This is a genomic window from Lacticaseibacillus chiayiensis, assembly GCF_004123795.1.
In the GTDB taxonomy this organism is placed as follows: Bacteria; Bacillota; Bacilli; order Lactobacillales; family Lactobacillaceae; genus Lacticaseibacillus; species Lacticaseibacillus chiayiensis.
On the sequence record NZ_MSSM01000031.1, the window covers coordinates 32,123 to 54,185 of the forward strand.

Genomic DNA, 22,063 nt, shown 5'->3' on the forward strand with positions numbered 1-22,063 from the left:
CCAAAACAATCGCAATCAAGCGGTTGCTTTTTTGTTTGTTAAAGCAATAAACAATGTCGTATTTTTAATTAAATTAACCATAAAGGTTAAATTACTTAAGTTTATTTTCGATTTTTCGCGATAAATTTTTGAACAATATAGTTGACGCTCCGTTGAAACCGCTTTACCATAAACTCACGAATTCGAATTCTAGATGTCTGTCACCTAGTTTTTAATGTGGAAGATAAGCACAATGCCAAAAAATAAAGAGCATTTAACGATCGGCAAAAAAATTGTCAATTACGTTATTTTCCCTCTTACGTTGGCAATTGCTGTCGGTCTAACAACACCTGGGTCATTTATCTTTCAGGCCTTCAACAACGAAGCGTCTGATACTGTCCAAGCTGCATCATACCCTACACCGGCTAAACGAGACATCACCCCATACGGTTTGGGTAACGATACCGTTTACGTTTATTACTCGGCCGCTCAAATGGGTGCTGTCAAAGCCGCATCAAACACACAGGCAAATGCCCGCACCGCTTTTGCCACAGTATTTGGAGCGCTTAATAAATACGCTGGTGTTTTGGCAGCCACGGCATTGATCAAAACAAACACACAGTTTAGTAACTTTCGCGATGCCATTAACGCTGCCATCTCTCGGAAAAAAGGACTGCAAATTCAATACAACACGACTTTTGACAATGGTAACAACAGTGCCACGTGGGGTGAAAAATTTACAGTTCAATAGTCCTCTGTTCAGAGTATCCCAATATTCTCTCTAGAAGCCACTTCTTTCGCAAGTAGCGATGTGAGTTGAATTGCCGAATTAGCGAGTACTTGCAGATTCAACCTAAGACAACCGGCCAAGAAAACTGGTTGTCTTTTTGAGTTGGCGGTAATGCTACACAGACACCCTATTTTTTGCTTGCTATCTAAAACTGCACAAATCAAGTGAACACACTATACCCGTATACTGATGCGTTTGTAAATTAGACTCATTGATTGTTCGAGCGACTAACGATGGAAAGTCAGCCTGAACTCGTCTGCCAACGAAAGCGGTTCAATTCTGTAAGAAATGTTATTCGCCATAAGCTCCAAAACAAATGACCGTTGCGCTGCATCATCCATCTTTTTGAGATCAATTAGAGCCTGACCCTGAAAAACATCTAAAACAGCATCCGCATGAAGCTTTGATAGTAGACTTGGTGCTGCATGCATTTTTAAAAAGTTATCCCGGCGCTCATGCATATTTAAATCCTGGGCAATCTTCCCTTCTCGGAGAAAAAGTACACGATCGGCGAGACTCTGCAAGTTATCGAGTAAATGCGAAACCATGATCACTAGTTTGCCGCTGTCTCGCAGTTCCTGAATTTGACCAGATATCAGGGCAACGTTTTCCGGGTCGAGGCCGTTCATGGCTTCATCAAGCAACATGATTGGTGTATCCGAAGCAACCACCATAGCAAAGCACAGTCGTTGTTCCATGCCAAGCGAATAAGTATCGACTCTTTGCGAAATATAGGTGCCCATCTTTAAGATATTGACCAGCTTGGTAATCTCAACCTGGCTTTGCCACATGTTTTTGTACAACTTCAAATGCTCATATCCGCTTAGTTCGCCAAAAAGCTCATTTTCAAGCGGAAACGCACAGATTCTTTGATGGATTTCTTTTATTCTGCGATTGCTTTCATACCGGAGCCCATCGATTTCCACAAAGCCATGATCAGGTTTTAGATTGTTCATGATCACATTTAGAAGCGTGGTTTTCCCAGTCCCATTAGGTGCAACAAGCCCAACGACTTCTTTTTGATCTAAATCGAGGCTCACGTCATTTAAGACATGCTTCTTATTTGGAAAAGACAATTCAACATCTTTTAGCTTAATCATGATATGACAACTCCATCTTTCTTCTACCGTGTTGATGTGCCAGACAGTATATGGCAATTTCGACTGTCATTAAAAGAACCGCAAACAGCATGAGTCCGAGCCCAAAAGTCATTTTCGTCGTCTCATACCTGAAATTCTGAAAACCAACAATAAGCTGCCCGATATTGAAGTAACTTGGCAGTAAGTATAGTGTCCAACTCTTTATCGACACCAGCCCGGGTAAGAAGTAAAAGCGTTCGCTAACAAGTAAAAACATCATTATGGCAAGGCTGGCAAATTCGCTTTTTAAAAGCATCTGCAATAGAATCTGAAGACGAATAATGACCCACATGGCTAACAGCGTAAGAGCAAAGGCTTCCAACAAAAACTGTCCAAGTGAAACAGTTGTAAAAGAAATGCCTTCGTATACGGCTATGGGTAATGCGAAACTCCCTAAGCCGAATCTCAAAATGTTAAACGGTAGCAAAATCACTAAAAACAAGAACAATAATCCCCCACTCATTAGTAAAGCTGACAAGGATTTAACATTAATCTTTTCCCATGAAGTAAGGGGCAGGTTTTTTAATACGGACTGCTTTTGCCTATCTCTTGTTACCAGGTCAGTGCTAATGATCGCAGTCACAATCAGCAATGCCATTGCCAAACCATAAAAGAAGGCACGCTCAAGCTTTTGTAAGGCTGTTTGTTGATTAATAACCGCGGCACTTATTTTGCTGTTCGCCATGTGCGTATATTTGCTCAACTGGGTTCGCGCCTCTAAATTCCAGTAATGGCCGTTTCGATTTTGATTACCTGATCCCGCATCTCGCATTACATTTGGATCACTGTAATACTGTAAGGGATAACTAATCCACGGCTGGCCTTGAAGAGCCAGACGATCGGTTAGCAAGAGTTCGCTATTCATAGACTCCGCAACTTGCTTATATCTTCCTTTCTTAGCAGCCGTTAGTTGCGCACGCTCACTTGCGATGAACTGGGGAACGTATTTGCCTGCATTAGCAATTGTCGGGTAGTTAGGAAATGCTGGTTTAAATGTCTTCATGAACTTTTCGTTTTTTAACAGTTTGTCGGTTGTTTCCTGTCTTGAAAAGTTTTCTAAAGGCCCATGTGTCGGCAGGTATTGATAGCAAAACCAAAAACTCCAAACCAAAAAGATTAAACAAACGCCCCAATTCTTCTTGCCAAGGAAGTTCTGTTTGAGTTGAAAAGCTAAGTATGACTTATTCCTACTCATTTCTCGCACTCCCTTGCCTTGAAAGTATCAACCAAATTGCCAACGTCCAGATCAGTAACACACCGATGCCTGTCAGCCATCCAATAGGCAAATGGTTGTTCAGCAAAAATCGTCCTGAATAGATATTCATCACATTTAGATAAGGTATTGGCGTCAAATAAAGGAAAGACGGAAGACTACGACTAAACGTTACCAAAACCAATATCGTTGCGATAGAAAGAACCGTCGCATAAAAGTTGCCAGTAAGCTTATTTAACCAAATCGCGACAAGTGAAAAAAAGATCGTCAGCGTCAAGCAATACACTACAATTAACAACGCAGCCAGCCAAAACGGAACAGTAGTGATCTTATTCATCAAATTAAAAGCCGTTGGATAACTCCAATTCCCGAACCCTACCACTAATCCCAGTAACAGCAATGCCATTGCAGGCAAGCCAAGAAACAAACAGCCGGCTAACTGAAATGATGCTTTTACATGCGCCACGAGCTTGTCAAAAAAGCTGACAGGCATATTCTTTAAAACACTTGTATGTTCAAGTTCTATCAACCACGAGTCCCCTACCAAGTAAATGATTAGAAAAGGTGCACAAATTGCTATTACCTGAAATAATATTGTCCCGTAATCCGCGGCAGTTTTTATGCTGATTCTGGGAGAACCATTGTCTGTTTGTAATTTCCGCGCAACAGCAAGATTGCCGATCACCGATTCTTTCGTCGGTATTAAAAGTCCATGAGCGCCAGCAAAGTTCAGTGCGTAGCTTTTTAACTGTGCTTGTGCAAGTTCAACTTGACCATTGAGAATTGTTGGATCATCCTGCAACAACAATCCACTATTGATTTTCCCCGTCCCCGAAAGCTGCCGATTCAATGCTTGCAGCATTTTCCCTTCGCTGCTTGTTTTTGAATAGGTGCGAGCATCGTAACGTAAATAACTTGATTGAACCGACTGTTGAATCCTAAACGTCTCAACCTTTAAATCAGCAATCTTTTGAATCTTGATCACAAAGAACGAGCCAACGACGAGAAGGGCCATAAAAATTTCGGCAACTATATTTTTTTGATTAAACGCGACTTGCCGTTGAAAAAATGTATTGAGTTGTCTCATTTTGGAATTCTCCTTTGCTTACTCTTTGTGTCTATGAAAAGGTTGAACTTGCCGATCCCTGAACAAGAAACTATGATGAGAAAAATATTACACCGAAATGAGACGTTTCTCAATGTGGATAACAAAAAAACAAGGCACCGCGCCCTCCAAGAAGACCGCAACGCCTTGCCTTTTATTCAAAAATCGCTGTCACGCTTTACCGACTGTGAACCTTCGCCGCAATCTGCCTGCCAAACTCGGTCCGATCGAAGTGATCGATGACGTCCTTTAGCTCAGCATAACGTAAACTTGCACCAAATAGCGGACTTCCCGGTTCAGTCATGATGCCGTCTGCCAGGTTGTGATGCACAACTGTGTCAAAGCCCATGCTATTGACAAAGTTTGCCACTGTCTCAACCGCCGCAGAATCGTTGCCGGTGACGAAGAGTGCCTTCCGCTTCGAGTCACCTTTTCGCCGTGCCTCTTCTTGCAAGTTGTGATAGCCCATGTGATTGAAGGTTTTGACGATTTTGGCGTCTTTGAAATAGGCCTGTACCTGCTCGCTGGAAGTCGTGTCGGGGTCTAAGACTTCTTCGCGAATGCCATCTGTTTCCCACCAGTAGTTCATGGCATCAATAACCAACTTGCCTTTGAGCAGGTTGGCATCAATGTTTTTGTACCGACTAAGCGGAATGGCCAGTATGATGAGATCACTGTTGGCCGCAACATCCGCATTTTCGGATGCAATCGTGCCTGGCACCATGGTTTTGATGGTTAGCGCGATTTTTTGGACGGAACCTGAGCCGGAAATCCGGACTGTGTAGCCAGCGTCCAACGCTAGACCGGCAAGGACAATGCCGACTTTGCCCGCACCAAGAATACCCACTCGCTGAATGGCCATTATTTCACCGCCGCCTTTTCTGCCAGAATTTCTTTGACACGCGGAATGACTTTGGTGCCATATAGCTCAATCATATGCTCGCGCTGAGCCGCAGTTTGGTTGCCGGCACCGTAAACAAGGTCGAAGCGGCCGAGATCAAGTAAATCAATCGTTTCCGCCATGCGCCGCGCCACGGTTTCGGGATTGCCGACGTAAAACGATCCGACCTTGGTTTCGCCGTCAAACTGTTCACGGCTCATCGGCGCCCAGCCACGGGTCAAACCGATGCGATCAAAATTGGCTTTAATATTTTTAAAGGCAACTTCAATGGCTTCGTTTTCGTCATCGGCAATGAACCCATGAGAGTGCACGGCAATCGGGAATTCCGGTTTGCCGAGCTCTTTAGCCGCAGCATGATACAACTCAATAAACGGCTTAAATCGGCTGGCTTGCCCACCGATGATCGCGATGATGACTTTGTAACCGACATTGACAGCGCGAATCACTGATTCCGGCGAGCCGCCGATGCCGATATAGGTCTCAAGCTTCCCGTTTTCGGTCTTCGGATAGACTTCCTGATTTTTCAAAGCCGCACGGAACTTGCCGGACCAAGTCACTGCCTTTTCATTGCGCAGAGCATCGTACAGGCCGAGTTTCTCATTGAATAAGTCGTCATAATCGGTCAGGTCATAGCCGAATAAGGGAAAAGATTCGGTGAACGATCCGCGACCCAACATGACCTGCGCCCGCCCATGAGACAGCGCATCAAGGGTGGCAAAACGCTCATAAACCCGCACAGGATCATCAGAACTAAGCACCGTGACCGCCGTTGCCAATTTAATCTGCTTAGTCACCGTCGAAATCGCCGCCAAAACCGTTTCCGGACTCGAAACACTATAGTCCGGCCGGTGATGTTCGCCAACACCAAAGACATCAAGCCCAGTTCATCGGCCAACTGTCCTTCGCGCACAATCTGCCGAATCGATGCAGCGGCGGTTTTCAAGCTGCCGTCTTCATTTGCCACGATGTCACCAAAAGTTTCAAGTCCGAATTGTAAATGTTTAATGTCTACCATCGAGAATGCCTCCTATGCGATGTTGCTTACTTTTTGTAAGTTAATGACATTAATATAGACTTTTTTGGCCTGAATGGCAAACTTTTGCGCTTTTATTAAAATGGCTACTTGGGAAATTAAATCTGAGGTCTTACATTTTTCTTACAATATGTTAAGCTTTCTAGTGTAAGGAATAAGTAAGGAGGACATTAAGATGCGAGCATCAAAACGTGAATCGGTTCGCGCGACCGTCTCTAGCAAGGGACAGGTCACCATCCCCTCAGAGATACGTCGACGTAGTGGCATCAAGAAAAATACCCAGCTAGAATTCAGTATGCAACCGGATGGCGATTTAACCGTGCATATCATTCATGAAAAGGACGATGCAAGCGAAGAAAAGTTGATCAAGACGATTCGCCGCCTGCAGAAGCAATACAAGATCGGCCTAGATTACTTGAAGGACAAGTAATATGGAATATTTAACGCAGGACGAAATGATTTCAATCAATGCAATTACCCAAATTGACCAGCATCAACAACCTAGTGTGAGAGATGCAGAAGCTTTAGACTATATCGTAAAGTCAGCAAAGCAAGAAGTCTTTGGAAGTGTGCTTTACGACACGGCGGAAAAGCTTACCGCCTTCTATTTTATAAAGTTAATCAAAAAGCATGTATTCAATGATGCAAACAAGCGCACTGCTTATACGGCAGCTTTCCTGTTTTTGGACAAAAACAATTGCCACCTACCTTCTAGCAAGGAATTCCAACTACAATTTGCCCAATTAGCCATTGAGATCGCAAAAACAGAGGGCGAGTCAAAAGCTTTGTGGGAAAAAGTGACAAACTTTTTTGATAAGCATATCAGTTCGGCACCACGCCCATCCGCTTAGCTATTTCAACGGCTAGTCATAATTAAACCGATGTGTCGGCAACAAGCCTTCATTTTACTGATTTCAAAGAACTAATCTTAGATTGTTTTACTTTTCAGTTGTTGGTTCCGGCACAACTTCCTTGTCCGACTGGTGACGAAGCTTGTTAGTCAACAAGAAAGCTGGAATAATCACGATTGCGGTGCAGGCCACCACCCAGATAAATCCCCGCTGGTAGGCGTGCGCCACAGCTGTCAAATGATTAGTCATCAGTTCATGCTTGTGGTTAGTGAGGTACGCCGACGCAACCGTTGCCATCAATGCTGAACCAAACGCACCACCGATATTTTGTGTAATCCGCCCCGCAATTGAAATTTGACCGGACCACTTGGGGTCTTGGCCGACAAACGAATCGGTCATGAGCGGACTGATAATGGCCCCGGCTCCGATTCCCCGGACAAATAAAACGCCCATCAGCAACCAGAAGTTAGTGTGCTGATCAAAGGACACGAACGGCACGGTTCCGATTAGGGTCACTAACAAGCCAACAATCAGAACCCATCGCGCCCCAATTCGATCAACAAAGCGGCCAATGATTGGCCGGGCGATCAGCATCCCGATTCCTTGTGGAATAAGGGATAACCCTGCTTCAGCAACACTTTGACCACGTAGATTTTGGAAAAACAGTGGCAGTAATAGCATTGGTCCGTTATTCACAATCCCTGCCAATACTAGTCCGATCATTGAACCAGTAAAGTTGCGCCGTTTAAACAGAAATAACGGTACCACTGCCCGACTCTTACGGAAAATGGCGTAAATCGCATAAACAACCAGCAAGGCAATTCCCACGCCAACATAGCCTAAAGTCGTACTATTGTTAAAACTGGCTTTCGAACTAGCTTTAACAATGCCGTAGACAATTGCCGCTGAACCTCCAGCCAGTAAACCCACGCCTGTCCAGTCAAACTTGGCTGTCGGATTCTTGGGAGCAATTGCTGGTAACTTCACCCAAATGAGAATTGTGGCGATTACAACAACGGGAACATTAACGAAAAAGATCCAGCGCCATGATAGATACTGGACAATTACGCCCCCAATCACAGGGCCAAAGATCGGACCCAGCATGATGGGCAATCCAACAATGGCCATAATCCGTCCCATCGATCCGACCCCCGCCACATCAACTAACAGTGTTGTCAACAACGGTGTAATCAAACCAGCACTAAATCCTTGAACAAACCGAATACTAATCAGCATGGTGACATTGCCAGACATAGCGGCCACCAGTGAAGACAATCCGAACAACACTTCGGCAATCAAGAAAACCTTTTTACCACCAATCTTGTCATTCAGCCAGCCGGTAAAGGGCACTGCCACGACCATCGCCAGTAAGTAGCCTGTGATCACCCATTGAACGGTACTTAAGGATTCATTGAAATCTGAAGATAATTTATTGAGGGCAATGTTGACCATTGTTGAATCCAGCATGGGTGCAATCGCGCCCAGAACGATGATCCATGCCTGATTAACGATCGCCCGTGGTAGCGCGCTCTCTTTTTTGTTAGTTGCCATTGTAACGCCTCCAATGATAAGTTAGACTTTTAAGGTACTTTAGTCTCTAATATTAGGTACTCAAGTACTTTATATCCTTTGACGCGGACTGTCAACTGTCCCTTTAAAAAAAATTCATGTTATGCTGCTTAGTAGCAACAACTTCGTCCGAAAGGAAGTCATCTCATGGCAAACACCTCTCATAATCAGCAGAGTGCATCAAAAGCGTCTACCACCCAGCACCGCCGGCGGGGAAAAGAACTGGAAGCTGATATTCTTGCCTCAACCCTTAATTTAATCGAACAAACAAAATATGAGGAAATCACAATGGATATGATCGCTAAGCGCGCCCATACAAACAAAAGCGTTCTTTACCGGCGTTGGGACTCGAAGGCCGATATTGTGCTGGCCGCTTTGCGCACCCAAACTACTGACCTAGCCATGAAAATGAGACAAACTCCGAATACCGGCTCTCTGGAAGGCGATCTACGAACCTTGTTCGATTGGATTTGCACGCTACTAACTAGCATGCACTACGCCAATATCATCGGGCTCATGCGTGAACGGTTGGGTGGAATCTCGATGCGTGATTATTTCGATAAATTTGCGCGTAAGAACTTTCTCAGTCAAATGGTGCGGACATTTTTCGAACATGCCTCTGAGCGAGGTGAAGTCGATCTCACGCACTTTGACGAGGTCCTTTACGACCTCCCGGCATTGGTCCTAATGGATGCCTTCTATGCAACGGACGATACAACGATAGATCGTCCGCGCCTCGACCACATTCTATCTGACATCTTGATGCCAGTGTATCGGCCATTTTTAAAGGCTGAGGATAGAGAAGCTAGATAAATACATTTAATTTGATGCCACACAAAAGCAAAATTGTCTGCAAGTAACTCTTCTTTTAGTCCATTTAATTAGTGGCTGCTGAACTAGCTGGCCATCTTTGACTCGGATCCCATCATTTAGTACGAAATAAAGATGATTTGGCGACCATAACGAATACCGATTAAAATTGGTACACCAAGAAGATCCAGTAGTAGATCAAGATTGGCATCACTAAAGCAAAATCGATGGTAACGGCAATGCATTCAGTGCGTTTTACCTTCACCAAACTAAGCCCGTGGTGGCGCGACTTTCAACTGTTTTCGCATATCATCAATCATGGCTTCAAGATTGAGCTGGCTTTGATTGAGCAGATGAGTGTCTTGCGGAAGCTTAATGTTAACTGGAACCGCGGTTGCATCAATGATTAACAAGCTGACATCAACACCATGGGCCACCAACCGTTCGCGGATATGATCGGTGGTAATTTGCCGAAACAGTTCCGAAATCGGTGCGATTCGCTTGCGGAACTTGGTTAACGTCGATGGCTCAAACGGCAGCTTAGCTTGATAGGTATCAACCCCGACAAAGTGCTAGAGCGCTGGCGTACCGCTAATCATTTCAACCAGTTGGACATCTGACCAGCCGCACTTTTGTTTGATCAGCTGTGTGCCGTATAAAAAGCTTGGCAGCGCGGCCCAACTTGGAAACGAAGAATGACTGGTACACCGCTTCTATTTCTGTCTATGGAATTGTTGCCACTAAGCTAACCCAGCGATCGTCGGGGTTGAGAGGCCTCCCTAGTGCCTCTCCTAGCGATGCAAATAAACGTTGAACGGTCTTTTTTGCGATAAACCATGTGACCTCTCCTGTCGTTATTGGCTAAACTGCATCATCTATATAACCTTATTCGCTTATTTTGAGCGCAAAAAAGCCTGCCCAGCACTCAATCAGGGCTGGCAGGCTTGTTAGCAAAAGAGAAAACCTTTCGGACGTCAACCTAGACTGCCCTCAAATTTCCTCATGCTTTTATATAAATTGCTCACTCCAAAATAGATCTACAAAATAGACTACTCCTTCGGCTTTGGCCGCCGCTCCAAATGTCGCCGCATTTTATCTAACAAAAATAACTGGTCATTATTCCATGGACTGTTGCGGCGGGCAAGATGCGAAGCATAGTTAGCCGTGTCGTGGTTGAATTCACGGTCGGAGCGCTGGACCTCTTTGAGAAAATCGCGTGAACTGAGGCGGAGCGCGCCGCGGGAGAACACAGTCCACTGTTCTGCCTGATCGCTGGTGACGACCACGAGCTGTACGAGCGGTGAGTTCATTTCCTGCGCTAAACGTTCAATGTAACTATCTGCCGTTTCGTCTTCCTTTGTGAAAATCACTTGTAGATCCCACTTGGCATAGCTTTTGCCGATACCAGGCACATACATGGCATCGAAAACAACAATGATTTTGGCATTTTCGTGGCTGCGGTATTCTGCCAGGATATCTAAAAGCCGATCGCGGGCAACATCGAAATGATCTTCCGCTTTTAACTTGGCTAATTCCGGCCAGTTGCCAATGACGTTATATCCGTCAATAATCATAATGTGTTCGCGCATGATTATTTGCCCTCATGGCGGCTTGCAAAAGCTTGATACATCAAAATGCCGGCTGCGACACTGGCGTTGAGGCTCTGCACGTGACCGACCATGGGAATGGCGATCGTGGCGTCCATGAGTTTGGCGATGCCAGGCGAAATGCCTTTGCCTTCATTACCAATCACAAGTGCCGTGCTGCCTTTTGCATCCCATTGGCGATAATCCTGCCCATCCATCGCCGTGCCGAAGACCCACATACCGCGGTCTTTTAGCTGTTTGATCGTTTGCGCCAAATTCGTGACCCGCGCCACCGGAACGTATTCGATTGCCCCAGTGCTGACTTTGGCCACAGCGCTCGTGAGACCCACGGCGCGATGCTTGGGAATGATAATCCCATGCACGCCACTAGCATCAGCAGTTCGCAGAATCGAGCCAAGATTGTGCGGATCTTCTAAGTTGTCCAACAACAAGAAGAAAGGATCTTCGCCTTTATTTGCTGCATGTTGAAAAAGATCATCCACACTTGCGTAGGCATAGGGCGTCATTGCCAGCAAAACGCCTTGGTGATTACCATGGTCACTCATCAGATCGAGTTTTTGCTTGGGGGCGGTGGCGACCAAAATTTTCTTTTTTTGCGCCATGCCGACTAAGTGTTGAATCGGCTCGCTTTTTAGATCGGTTTGAACAAAAAGTTTGTTAATGGTGGCGGCGGTGCCGGCTTTAAGTGCAGCTTCAACGGCATGGCGGCCGAAGACAAACTCATCTGGATCGTGTTCATTTGGTGCTGTTTGCGGCTGTTTTGCCATGGCCTGTCTTCCCTTCTTCAACGTACTGGATGCACCATGCCGCTAATTCGGCAACCCGCTTATCCTGCTTTTCAAGATGCAGGTAGCCAAACAAGGCTTCAAATCCGGTCGAAATGCGATACGTGACCACGTCGGTATTCTTGGCATGCGTGTAGCTTTTGGCATTGCGGCCACGTTTGAAAACATCGACCTCCTCGTCATTGAGCAAGTGTTCATCTTCCATCCCTGCGATCAACGCTGCCTGCGCTTTGGCGGAAACGAAATCTTTGGCGGCTCGCTGCAAGGAAGCCGGTCGCACCAAGCCGCGTTTAAGCAAGTGTTCGCGAACGTAAACTTCATAAACCGCATCGCCCATATAAGCTAATGCGATGCCGTTCAGTTGTTTTGGATCAAATGTCATTTTCTGCGCCACCGTGTCCCTTGAGGAGTGTCTTCCAAAATAATGCCTTGTGCTGCGAGCTGATCCCGAATCTTGTCGCTCTTAGCAAAGTCCTTTGCCGCCCGAGCTGCATCGCGCGCCTTCACCAACGCATCAATATCAGCATCAAGATTGGTTTGATCGGCAAACACCACTCCAAAAATCTGCAGCCAAGCATCATAAAGATTTAACAGGTCGTCAAGGCTTTCGCGCTTCACCGTATCTTCATTGGCATATTCATTCAGCGACTTGGCAAGATCAAAAAGCACCGTTAACCCATTTTGTACGTTCACATCGTCATCCATGGCAGTGATAAAGCGATCTTTTAGGGTTTTCAGCTGTTCGGTAATCTTAGGGTCAACGCCGGCTGCTGCGTTTTCGCGGCGATAAACCAGATTTTCGCGCGCAATTTTTAAACGATTGAGGCTGTTTTCAGCATTCTTGAGGTTGGCTTCGGAATAACGGATTGGCATCCGGTACTGGGTGCCTGCCATGAAGAATCGCAAAACTTGCGGGTCGACGGTTTTCAAAATGTCATGCACCGTGATGAAGTTGCCAAGCGATTTGCTCATTTTTTCATCATCTTCGCCAATGGTCACAAAGCCATTGTGCATCCAGTAACGGACAAACTGTTTGCCTGTTTTGGCTTCACTTTGGGCGATTTCATTTTCATGATGCGGAAATTCAAGGTCTTGGCCGCCACCATGGATGTCAAACGTATCGCCGAGAAGTTGGGTGCTCATGACGGAGCATTCAATGTGCCATCCCGGTCGACCTTTGCCCCAAGGAGAATCCCAACTGATCTCGCCGGGTTTCGCCGCTTTCCACAAGGCGAAATCGATTGGGTCTTCTTTTTTCGCAAGTTCTTCCTGCGTGATGTGCTGACTGGCGCCTTCTTCGAGTTCGTCGACATTTTGGTGGGATAATTCACCGTAATGCTTGAACTTGCGCGCTCGATAGTAGACATCCCCATCGACGGCGTAAGCATAGCCTTTTGCAATCAGATCCTGAACAAAGTCGATGATATCCGGGATCATCTGACTCGCGCGCGGATGAGCCGTGGCCGGTTCGATCCCCAGCGCCGTGGTGTCTTCCATGAAGGCATCGATAAACCGCTGCGCCAGATCAAGCGGTGCCTCACCGGTTTCATGGGCGGCATTGATAATTTTATCGTCAACATCGGTGAAATTCGAGACGTAGGTGACGTGATAACCGCGGTATTCAAAATAGCGGCGAATCGTATCAAACGCGATCGCACTGCGCGCATTACCGATGTGGATGTAATTATAGACAGTCGGGCCGCAGACATACATCCGAATCTCTCCAGGGTGCAGTGGCACAAACGGCTCCTTTTGCCGGGACATCGTATTGTATAACGTTAACATCGGCTCATTTCCTTCCTGTAGCGTCTTACCTGCATTCTACAGGAAAATGGGAGGATTATAAAGGATAGAGCGTGAGCAGGCCCGGTTAGAAACCGGAGCATAAGTGGCCTCAGGCGTGATGGCCCGGGCTTGGCCATTGCGCCTGGGGTCCTTACACGTAGATTTCTGCGACTGCGAACGCGTTTTGGAATCGGATTGCCTTACAAACTTTATCCCCGCAGGTCATTTAAGCTTGAGGCCCTTATGTGTAGGTTTCTGGGCCTGCGAACGCGTTTAAGCCAGAGCGTGAGCAGGAGCGCTTAGAAATCGGAGTGTAAGTGGCCTTGAAGTCTAAATGGCTGGGCTTTGACCATTTAGACTTCAAGGTCCTTACACGTAGATTTCTGCGACTGCGAACGCGTTTCGGAACCGGATTGCCCCCCAATCTTTACTACTTCAACTTCGCAAATACCCGGCTTTGGCCATCACGCCAAGATTTTTCCTCGCGACTCCTGGCTCAGTGTACTCGCTGCATAGAACCAAAAAAGCCTCCTTACATACCAGCAAGGAAGCCCAAAATTTCCACCCGTTGTTAACGCGTCACGATCGATAGACGAATTTCTTTTCCTAGTCCCTTAGCATACCGTGACAATGTCGTTAGCGACGGAACAGAATCCAACCGCTCAATCTTTGCAAGTTGCGGCTGCTTCATGCCAATTGTTTCTGCGAATTGCTTTTGTGAGATTCCGCGACGAATCCGTTCCGCTTCAAGTTCGGTTAGTGCATCGATGATGGTTAATGCTTCGTCAGGAATAGAATCAATTTTACCCTTAACTTCATCCCAAGTAGACACAGAATTGCCCCCTTCCTTTTACCCAATCATCGCAAGTTTTTAGCCTTTAATCAATCTTCCGCTTCGGGTTCAAAATATTCAGCGGATCAAACAAGTCTTTAATCTGATGCTGAATCTCGTCAACGTCAAAGCCCAGCTCCTCATTGTTCCATTGATTCTTGCTCATTCCCACAGCATGCTCGCCGGAAATGGTTCCGCCTAATGCCAACGCTTTGCGAAACAGCATGCGGATGGCTTTCAGCGCTTCTTTTGGCGGCTCTGGCTGATCAGCTGGCCAGATAACCGTTGGGTGCACGTTGCCATCACCGGCATGACCGGCCGTGTAAATTTCAACATTCAAGTCTTTGGCAACCTCGGCAATATAGTCCATCATCTCAGGCAACTTAGATAACGGCACCGCCATATCTTCCATAATATGCTGGCCGTTTGCAAAGACTGCCGGCAACATATCCTGCCGCAACTTGATAATAGCAGCCGCTTCATTAGGATCGCTTGTCACCTTGATGTTCTTAGCATGATCGGCCGTCAAAATTTTTTCCGCTATTTTCAGACTCGTTTCGCCACCAGCGTCTAACCGGAAAATCAGCATGGCTTCGGCGCCTTCTGCATAGTGGGTGCCTTCATAACGATCCAACGCCGCTACCGTCAAGCCGTCCAATGCCTCAAGCGTCACTGGATAAATGCCTGACAGTCGTAAATCTTCAACACCTTTTGCCAAAGCCGTCATGTTGTCAAAATAAGCAACGCCAACCACGGGTGTCCCGATCGGAATCGGATTCAGCTTGACCGTAATTTCCGTAATGATGCCTAACGTTCCTTCCGACCCAACAAACAAATGAGTTAAATCGTAGCTAAAGGCATGTTTATAAGTGCGCCCGCCAAGCTTGATTTCGCGACCATCTGCGAGCACGACTTTCAGACCAAGCACATTGTCCGTTGTCGCGCCGTACTTGACCGTACTCATCCCACCGGCATTCGTCGCTGCGTTACCGCCAATACTGGAAATCGGCTTAGAACCCGGATCAGGTGCATAAAACAGGCCTTGCTTACGGGCTTCCTTATCCAAATCACCATTAATCACGCCTGGCTCTACAACCGCCAACAAGTCGCCTTTACTGATTTCCTTAATCCGATTCATCCGCACCGTTGAAAGGATAATGCCGCCATTCAAACCATCTGCCCCGATGACGGTACTGGTATCCGCACCTTGAGGAACCACCGGAATGTGATATTGCCGCGCCACTCTCAAAACGCCCTGAATATCCGCAACATCGCCAACTGCCACGTAGGCTAAAATTCTGCCGTTGATTTCCATTTGGGCATTGCCATTGGCGCTATGTTCCCGCGCCACCTGATCATCCGTATGAATCTCCGCATGCGGTGCAGCCGCCTGCAAAGCTTCAAGTATCTCCGCGTTGTCATAAGCCGTAAAAATTGCCATTGTCCAGACCCCCATTGTTTCAATGATCATCACGTGCATCATAAAAATCCTTATCTTCATTATGAACCTATTTTCAAGAGACAGGGGTGATTTAGTCTGGAAAACGATCGCTGGCCGCGGGTAATGTATCGCGATACAAAAAATCCGCGCCATTGCGCGGATTTTTACTACTATATTAAAGTTGCGATGTCACCAAACTAACATTCTTCAACACCTGATCGCGACCCATGAGCTCAATGGTCTCAGCGAGTTGCGGTCCATGCATCCGTAATGTTGCGGCAATGCGGATTGGCATGTAAAGCTTGCGACCCTTGACTTGGGTTTCCTGCTTGACCTCGTTAACAATGCGGCCAACAGAATACGCATCAAAGGTGTCTAGTGCCCGGATCTTCTTGGCAAATGCCTCGATGACGGGCTTAGCGTTGTCGTCAGCAAGCTCCTTGCGTTCGTCGTCCGTTAAGTCAGTTGCCTTGTCGAAGAAAATATCGGCAAGTTTGCTAATCTGTGCGGTATAACTCATCTGATCCGTGTACAGGCTAATCAGCTGACGGGCCCACTCAATGGTCTTCGGATCCGGATCGCTATGAATCAGGCCATCCTCAATCAGGTTTGCCAGCGACATGCTCATTAGCTCGTTCGGGTTCGTCTTTTGCTTCGCCTTAATGTACTGGTTGTTGACCCATTCCAGTTTCTTCTGATCAAAGCGTGCCGGACTCTTGGATAGGCGCTTCGGATCGAACTGCTTGATGAATTCCTTTTTGGTGAAAATCTCATCTTCGCCAACCGGAGACCAGCCTAACAGTGTGATGAAGTTGAACATTGCTTCCGGCAGATAGCCTAACTCACGATATTGTTCAATGAACTGTAGGACGGTTTCATCACGTTTGGACAGCTTTTTGCCAGTTGCGCCGTTGATAATCAAGGTCATGTGACCAAAAATCGGTGGCTCCCAGCCAAAAGCGTCATAAATTGCCAGTTGCTTGGGCGTGTTGGCGATGTGGTCATCACCACGCAGCACGTGGCTGATTTGCATGAGGTGGTCATCAACGACTACCGCAAAGTTGTACGTCGGCATGCCGTCACGCTTTTGAATGACAAAATCGCCGCCAAGCGTGTTGGCATCGATTGAAATCTTGCCTTTAACGATATCGTCCCATTCATAGGTCTTGTCAGTTGGAATGTGGAATCGGATGACCGGCTGTAACCCCTTGGCTTTTGCTGCGGCGATGGCATCAGCTTTTTCAGCATCGCTCATGCCTTCATATTCGTATTCATAATGTGGCATTTCGTGGCGGGCTTTTTGGGCTTCGCGATCGGCTTTCAGTTCCTCTTCGGTCCGATAAGATTCATAGGCAAAGCCTTTTTCAACAAGTTGCTTGATCAGCTTGTCATAAATATCTTTACGTTCAGACTGGCGGTAAGGGCCAAAGTCGCCACCCTTGTCAGGACCTTCATCCCAATCAATCCCGAGCCAATGGAGATTCTCCATCTGACTCTTTTCACCATCTGCAACGTTCCGCTTTGTATCCGTATCCTCAATCCGCAGCACCAACGTTCCCTTGTTGTGCCGTGCGAACAAATAATTGAACAGTGCCGTCCGTGCATTGCCAATGTGCAAATGCCCGGTCGGACTTGGTGCATAACGCACCCGAATTGGTCGATCTGCCAATGTCTTAGCCTCCATTTTCTGTAAACATGCAATGTTAGTGTACCACAGAAGGGCAAACGATGGGCGGCAACGCCTCAAGGTCATCAGGTTTTTCCTTTCTGCTTGAAAAATATCATCTTTTTAATGAAGCAATCTGTTTATTGAAACATTATGCGCTGACAGTGCTGCTCGGCTTTTCTCGGCGCCAGAGCCAGTAAACAAACGCCACAACGATTACCGTTTGTACGACCAACAGCAATTCCGTCACGGTGACGCTCAGAGCCCCCGTTTGACTCAACGCGGCCGGGAAATCAATAAAAGCATGCAGCCCAACTGGCATCAGCATCCAGAACCACTGCTTGCGGTTGACCACAATCAACCAAACAACGAGCGAAAGAGCAATCTGAATGGTCAAGGCTAACAGTCGTTCAAGCAAACTTAGCGAAACTGTCCAGCCGCTCATTCCAGTCAACTGCTTAACTGCGGTTACAATGCCAGCACGCGCGCTCGTCGGGGTTTTAGTCATTAATTTAGCCAACGCGCCACTGTTGATGGTCATTGCAAAAAGTACATTGCTGAACATTGCCAAGCCACCACCCAGCATCATTTCAATGCCGCCATGGCCTAAACCATACAAAAACGGGGTCTCCGGCGTCTTGGCTTTTTGTGGAATCCGCCGCTGAATCCATTTGAACCCGAACCACCGTCCGACTTCTTCAAAAACACCAGCCAGCAATGCGCCATAAAGTGCATACAGCCAAGGCGTGTGCTGGAATTGTCGGGCAATGCCGCGAAACGGATCCTCCAGAATACCAGCAAAAAGAACGAAAATGGCCATACCAATGAAAAATACCGGTGTGGAGCCTTTTTTCGGATAACTTCGCCGCTTGATGATCCATACCGCCAAGGCAATCGGCAAAAATAAGCAGATGATAATTTCAATCACCATCATTACGATGGTTGATTGACTGACCGTGCTATTCAGAATTTTTGACATAGAATCGACCTCACCTTCACTTGTCCGGATAACAATCCGTTACAATCATTATCGAATTTCTGGAGCATGCCACTCAGCATTCATTCATCAAAAATTTTTAAGTATGAAATTCCGTTATGCATAAAAAGAGCATCATTCAAAAAATGATGCTCTTTTCCATGCTGATTTTCAATAAACAAAATGCTTTTGGTTACATTTCAACGTTTAGTTTTTCGTTCGCCAGTACCGACGAATGCCCAAGAAACCTACCACAGCTAGAAGGAAAACGCCGAGGACCGTCAAGCCAATCTGTTGTTCTTCATGTGTCCGCGGCAATGTGTGCTTAGCTTTATTAGTTGGCATTATGATCGTTATTGTCGCGCCATTGTTACCATCAGTTGACGGCAAAACGTTGCTTGGCGGATTTGGTGTGAATGGATTTATCGGCGTACTTATTGTGACTGGCGTACTTGGCTTAACTGGCGTGCTTGTCTTCGCATAAACAAAGGTGATATTTAACGTTCCATTGGTAAATGTGCCTGAATCGGCCGCGCTGTTAGAGGCCAAGCGCAAGTAATGATAACCGGTGATAGTAGCGGGGCTTGTGGTATAAGGCATCCCAGCTTTTCCAGTCATGACATTGTCCGGTGCCAGCTGATTTCCATTTTCGTCGACATAGTGAACGTTAACGGATCCTTGGGCGACCGGTGTTTTGTTGTAAACCAATGTCACAGTCAAAGTGCCGGTACTAAAGGTTCCATTTTCCGGAGCGCTATCTTGCGCAAGGCTTGTGAATTGGTAATTCGCAATGTCGATCGGCCGCGCTTCATAGGGATCACCGGGCTGCCCATTGAGCACTTTATCGGGGGCAAGCGGATTGCCCGCGTCATCGACATATTTCACATTGACAGTGCCTTCAGGGATTGGCGTCTTGGCGTATACAAGCGTAACGGTCAGGGTGCCATTGGTGTATGTGCCGGTTGCCGGGGCACTGCCGCTTGCCAAATGCGCGTACTGATAATCTTTGATGCTGATGGGCGTCACCGTATAAGTGTCGCCGACTTTGCCACTTATCGTCTGATCAGGTGCCAGCTGACGACCTTGGTCATTGACAAATTTCATATCAACGGTTCCCTGCGTCACTGGGGCCTTCGTGTAAAGGGAGGTGTCGGGGAGCGATTGCTTTTGTTGATGGCCAATCGCAGATGACGTGTTGCCTGGCGCTGTTAGTTCATAAGTTTTGCTTAAAGCTGATGATTGCCCGGTCAGTACAGAAGGTGTCGCTGACTTAGCCGCAACTTGATGCGTTGGCGTCGCGCCACCCACAAAAAATAAACCGATCAGCATAACCACGCACAACTTACCATCCTTATACAGCCTGTTATGCACTTTTTCTTCTCCAATTGGTCTCACTGCCATTGCTCCCTTCAGAAACCAAGCCAAAAGCCCTTCAACCAAACCTGCTAATATGAATACTTTAATTTACAAACAAATTATAACACGTGGTATGGTAAGAAAAATTTGTAGGCGGGTTTTTCATGAACAAAGAACGCTTTTCAGTGGGCTTAGATAACTGAATTGGAATGAAAAATCAAGCTTAGCATTGGCTGAAATGTTGAGTCACTTCCACCACGGCCGATTGAATACGACGGCACACCGAAGCCTCACAAACTGGTACCGTTATGGGCTGGTAGTCAAAAAATGCCTGGAGTTTCTCACTCCAGGCCGCTAATTGAGAAGCCCCACTAATCATCGATCTACCGCAAATTGCGTCTGCGGAAGACAACCAGACCAAGGATCAAGAAGATGCTCCCATAAGCAATGTAGCCAATCATTATCTGGTTAATGCCCAGGTGCGTCAGGCTTGAAAGCTTTGGTGAATTTAGTTGCGCGCCGAAGTTCAACATATTCACCGGGTTCCATTTGAGCCAATCGTGTTGATCAATCAGCATAAACATCAGTTGGTTAAAGACTGAGACAACAAAGTAGGCGCTAATGCCGACGATGATTGCAGGCGTTGAGTTATCAAATAAGGTGGCCAGCAGCAACACAAATGCTGCCAGAAAAAGTAGAGTCAAAAATTCGCTCACGGTATTCATCAGCATAGCCTGCCAGATCGGCTGATGGGTACTAACTTGTAAATTTAGACCAAATTTATTTTGGAAAAAGATTACTTTTAAGAGCAAAGTCATCACGAGGCTGCTGCTATACAAGCAAAGTGCACAACCCAGCAAGGTTAACCACTTACTAACCAAAACTTTGCTACTTGAATATTGTCGATACAGCAAGGCTTTCAGCGTACCATATTGATTTTCTGATGACAGCTGAGTACTGCCGACTGCAATAATATAAAAGACAATCACCACTGGCGCATAAAAATCGTTGAGAAACAAGTTCTCAGGCTGAAACGTCTGTGGATAAACCTTTTCGAAAATCGCCATTGCCAATTGAAACACAATGAGAAATAACCAAAATACTATAAAAGATGGGCGTTTCAAAAGTTTGTAAGTTTCCTGTTTTAGCAGTGTGAACAAAATAATGTCCTCCGTATGTGATCGATTACTCGATAATGCCTAAAAGCGAATTTTCTAAGTCATCCTGTTGTTCATGGATGTCGTGAATCGCAATATTCTGATCCAGCACAGCATGTAACAAGGCCGTCATATCTTGAATCGAATCTCTGGCGACCTTGACACTATCTTCTTCAACAGCAACCTGATAGCCTCTTTGCTGTAAAAGTTGGGCAACCTTATTATTTTGGTCGGTTTGCAGCAAGAGATAGCTTTCATTTCTGGCCAACACGGCGCTCATGGTGTTGCTTGTAACAAGATGGCCATGATTGATGATCACAACATCGTCAGCCACTTTTTGCAACTCACTCAAGATATGACTGGAAATTAGGAATGAGGTACCTTCTGCTTTTTTCTGAAGGATCAATTCGCGCAATTCTCTTGTTGCCTTGGGGTCAAGCCCATTCATCGGCTCGTCAAGGATCACCAGACTCGGCTTATTCACCAATGCCAGTGCAATCCCGAGCTTCTGCTTCATTCCTAGCGAATAATGTTTGGCTTTTGCATCCGCATAGGTAGTCAAGTGCATCTCTTCGATCACTTTGTCTACTTTAGCCCGCCGATCGTTGCCTCTAGTAAAAAGGTAAAGCTGTTCTCGACCGGTTAAATAAGGATACAGACCCGGATACTCAATCAAAGCACCTACATCTTTTAAGGCATCGTGGCTGTCGATGGTGATCTTTTGATCGTTTAGCCGGATGTCCCCTGTAAAGCTCGAAATGCCCAAAATAGTTTTCATAATGGTTGTTTTACCTGCGCCATTTGCGCCAATCAGGCCGACAACGCGTCCCGGTTTGATTTCAAATGAGATTTGATGCAAAACCTGTTTCTTTCCGAACCATTTATCGAGGTTATTAACTTTTAGCATTGAACTGGTACCGCAGCTTTCTTGGCGATAGGGACGATTAGCTTGAGTCACTTTTCCATTTAATTTGTATGTCTGATAATATGTATAGACTCATCAATTGTAAAAGAATTAGAAATTTCATCGGATAGCGCTGCTTAATAATTTGACTTAATTGTGCTTAT

The 22,063-nt window shown here is 46.3% G+C and carries 21 protein-coding genes and 1 pseudogene; 4 read left to right on the forward strand and 18 right to left on the reverse strand.

The genetic code is table 11. The features are described 5' to 3' along the window. Nucleotides 1-232: 232 nt before the first annotated feature. Nucleotides 233-730 carry a hypothetical protein gene (locus BVJ53_RS11540; RefSeq protein ID WP_129302523.1) on the forward strand — a complete coding sequence of 166 codons (498 nt, stop codon included), beginning with the start codon at nt 233-235 and terminating at the stop codon, nt 728-730. 266 nt (nt 731-996) lie between these two features. Here the strand turns inward: BVJ53_RS11540 and BVJ53_RS11545 are convergent, their stop codons facing one another. The 5 genes and pseudogenes from BVJ53_RS11545 to BVJ53_RS11565 all read right to left on the reverse strand — a co-directional run bounded on the left by BVJ53_RS11545 (nt 997) and on the right by BVJ53_RS11565 (nt 6,142). Next, on the reverse strand, nt 997-1,869 hold the full coding sequence (locus BVJ53_RS11545) for an ATP-binding cassette domain-containing protein (protein WP_129302524.1): 873 nt from the start codon (nt 1,867-1,869) through the stop codon (nt 997-999). Beyond that, nucleotides 1,862-3,103, reverse strand: coding sequence for a hypothetical protein (locus BVJ53_RS11550; protein WP_129302525.1), 1,242 nt, complete (start codon nt 3,101-3,103; stop codon nt 1,862-1,864). The genes BVJ53_RS11545 and BVJ53_RS11550 overlap by 8 nt, the downstream gene beginning before the upstream one ends. Next, a complete protein-coding gene (locus tag BVJ53_RS11555; RefSeq protein ID WP_129302526.1) occupies nt 3,096-4,208 on the reverse strand; it encodes an ABC transporter permease in 1,113 nt (370 codons plus the stop codon). The genes BVJ53_RS11550 and BVJ53_RS11555 overlap by 8 nt, the downstream gene beginning before the upstream one ends. Nucleotides 4,209-4,404: 196 nt before the next feature. Continuing rightward, the gene (locus BVJ53_RS11560; RefSeq protein ID WP_129302527.1) at nt 4,405-5,091 is read right to left on the reverse strand and encodes an NADPH-dependent F420 reductase; all 687 of its coding nucleotides are present in this window, start codon (nt 5,089-5,091) and stop codon (nt 4,405-4,407) included. Then, nucleotides 5,088-6,142: pseudogene (locus BVJ53_RS11565) on the reverse strand (LLM class flavin-dependent oxidoreductase). The gene BVJ53_RS11560 and the pseudogene BVJ53_RS11565 overlap by 4 nt, the downstream one beginning before the upstream one ends. Before the next feature lie 193 nt (nt 6,143-6,335). Between BVJ53_RS11565 and BVJ53_RS11570 the strand changes: the two are divergent. Together BVJ53_RS11570 and BVJ53_RS11575 are read left to right on the forward strand one after the other, a co-directional pair. After that, nucleotides 6,336-6,590: an AbrB/MazE/SpoVT family DNA-binding domain-containing protein gene (locus tag BVJ53_RS11570; protein ID WP_129302528.1), complete on the forward strand. Its 255-nt coding sequence runs from the start codon at nt 6,336-6,338 to the stop codon at nt 6,588-6,590. 1 nt (nt 6,591) lies between these two features. Further along, nucleotides 6,592-7,011, forward strand: coding sequence for a type II toxin-antitoxin system death-on-curing family toxin (locus BVJ53_RS11575; RefSeq protein ID WP_129302529.1), 420 nt, complete (start codon nt 6,592-6,594; stop codon nt 7,009-7,011). An 87-nt stretch (nt 7,012-7,098) separates the two neighbouring features. On the opposite strand, the gene BVJ53_RS11580 is transcribed toward BVJ53_RS11575, so the two are convergent. Then, on the reverse strand, nt 7,099-8,562 hold the full coding sequence (locus BVJ53_RS11580) for an MDR family MFS transporter (RefSeq protein ID WP_129302530.1): 1,464 nt from the start codon (nt 8,560-8,562) through the stop codon (nt 7,099-7,101). A gap of 165 nt (nt 8,563-8,727) precedes the next feature. Between BVJ53_RS11580 and BVJ53_RS11585 the strand changes: the two genes are divergently transcribed. Further along, nucleotides 8,728-9,393: a TetR/AcrR family transcriptional regulator gene (locus tag BVJ53_RS11585; protein ID WP_129302531.1), complete on the forward strand. Its 666-nt coding sequence runs from the start codon at nt 8,728-8,730 to the stop codon at nt 9,391-9,393. 266 nt (nt 9,394-9,659) lie between these two features. On the opposite strand, the gene BVJ53_RS14990 is transcribed toward BVJ53_RS11585, so the two are convergent. From BVJ53_RS14990 to BVJ53_RS11645, 12 genes are all read right to left on the reverse strand, one after another. Then, complete coding sequence (locus BVJ53_RS14990; protein WP_158280581.1) at nt 9,660-9,803, reverse strand: hypothetical protein; 144 nt, start codon at nt 9,801-9,803, stop codon at nt 9,660-9,662. A gap of 636 nt (nt 9,804-10,439) precedes the next feature. Further along, nucleotides 10,440-10,979 (reverse strand): NYN domain-containing protein, encoded by a 540-nt coding sequence (locus BVJ53_RS11590; protein WP_129302532.1) that lies wholly within the window; start codon nt 10,977-10,979, stop codon nt 10,440-10,442. 2 nt (nt 10,980-10,981) lie between these two features. Further along, nucleotides 10,982-11,764 carry a 23S rRNA (guanosine(2251)-2'-O)-methyltransferase RlmB gene (gene rlmB / locus BVJ53_RS11595; protein WP_129302533.1) on the reverse strand — a complete coding sequence of 261 codons (783 nt, stop codon included), beginning with the start codon at nt 11,762-11,764 and terminating at the stop codon, nt 10,982-10,984. Beyond that, nucleotides 11,733-12,164, reverse strand: a complete 432-nt coding sequence (locus BVJ53_RS11600) for a Mini-ribonuclease 3 (RefSeq protein ID WP_129302534.1) — start codon at nt 12,162-12,164, stop codon at nt 11,733-11,735. Before BVJ53_RS11600 ends, rlmB begins: the two co-directional genes overlap by 32 nt. After that, nucleotides 12,161-13,567: a cysteine--tRNA ligase gene (cysS, locus tag BVJ53_RS11605; RefSeq protein ID WP_129302535.1), complete on the reverse strand. Its 1,407-nt coding sequence runs from the start codon at nt 13,565-13,567 to the stop codon at nt 12,161-12,163. Before cysS ends, BVJ53_RS11600 begins: the two co-directional genes overlap by 4 nt. Before the next feature lie 571 nt (nt 13,568-14,138). Continuing rightward, on the reverse strand, nt 14,139-14,399 hold the full coding sequence (locus tag BVJ53_RS11615; RefSeq protein WP_129302536.1) for a helix-turn-helix domain-containing protein: 261 nt from the start codon (nt 14,397-14,399) through the stop codon (nt 14,139-14,141). 46 nt (nt 14,400-14,445) lie between these two features. Next, nucleotides 14,446-15,840: an FAD-binding oxidoreductase gene (locus BVJ53_RS11620; protein WP_129302537.1), complete on the reverse strand. Its 1,395-nt coding sequence runs from the start codon at nt 15,838-15,840 to the stop codon at nt 14,446-14,448. 175 nt (nt 15,841-16,015) lie between these two features. Continuing rightward, nucleotides 16,016-17,509 carry a glutamate--tRNA ligase gene (gltX, locus tag BVJ53_RS11625; protein WP_129302538.1) on the reverse strand — a complete coding sequence of 498 codons (1,494 nt, stop codon included), beginning with the start codon at nt 17,507-17,509 and terminating at the stop codon, nt 16,016-16,018. A 148-nt stretch (nt 17,510-17,657) separates the two neighbouring features. Continuing rightward, on the reverse strand, nt 17,658-18,485 hold the full coding sequence (locus BVJ53_RS11630; protein WP_129302539.1) for a YhfC family intramembrane metalloprotease: 828 nt from the start codon (nt 18,483-18,485) through the stop codon (nt 17,658-17,660). Between the two features lie 204 nt (nt 18,486-18,689). Continuing rightward, on the reverse strand, nt 18,690-19,877 hold the full coding sequence (locus tag BVJ53_RS11635; RefSeq protein ID WP_238150172.1) for a MucBP domain-containing protein: 1,188 nt from the start codon (nt 19,875-19,877) through the stop codon (nt 18,690-18,692). A 344-nt stretch (nt 19,878-20,221) separates the two neighbouring features. Then, complete coding sequence (locus tag BVJ53_RS11640) at nt 20,222-20,998, reverse strand: ABC transporter permease (RefSeq protein ID WP_129302541.1); 777 nt, start codon at nt 20,996-20,998, stop codon at nt 20,222-20,224. 25 nt (nt 20,999-21,023) lie between these two features. Beyond that, nucleotides 21,024-21,902: an ATP-binding cassette domain-containing protein gene (locus BVJ53_RS11645; protein ID WP_129302542.1), complete on the reverse strand. Its 879-nt coding sequence runs from the start codon at nt 21,900-21,902 to the stop codon at nt 21,024-21,026. Nucleotides 21,903-22,063 lie beyond the last annotated feature (161 nt).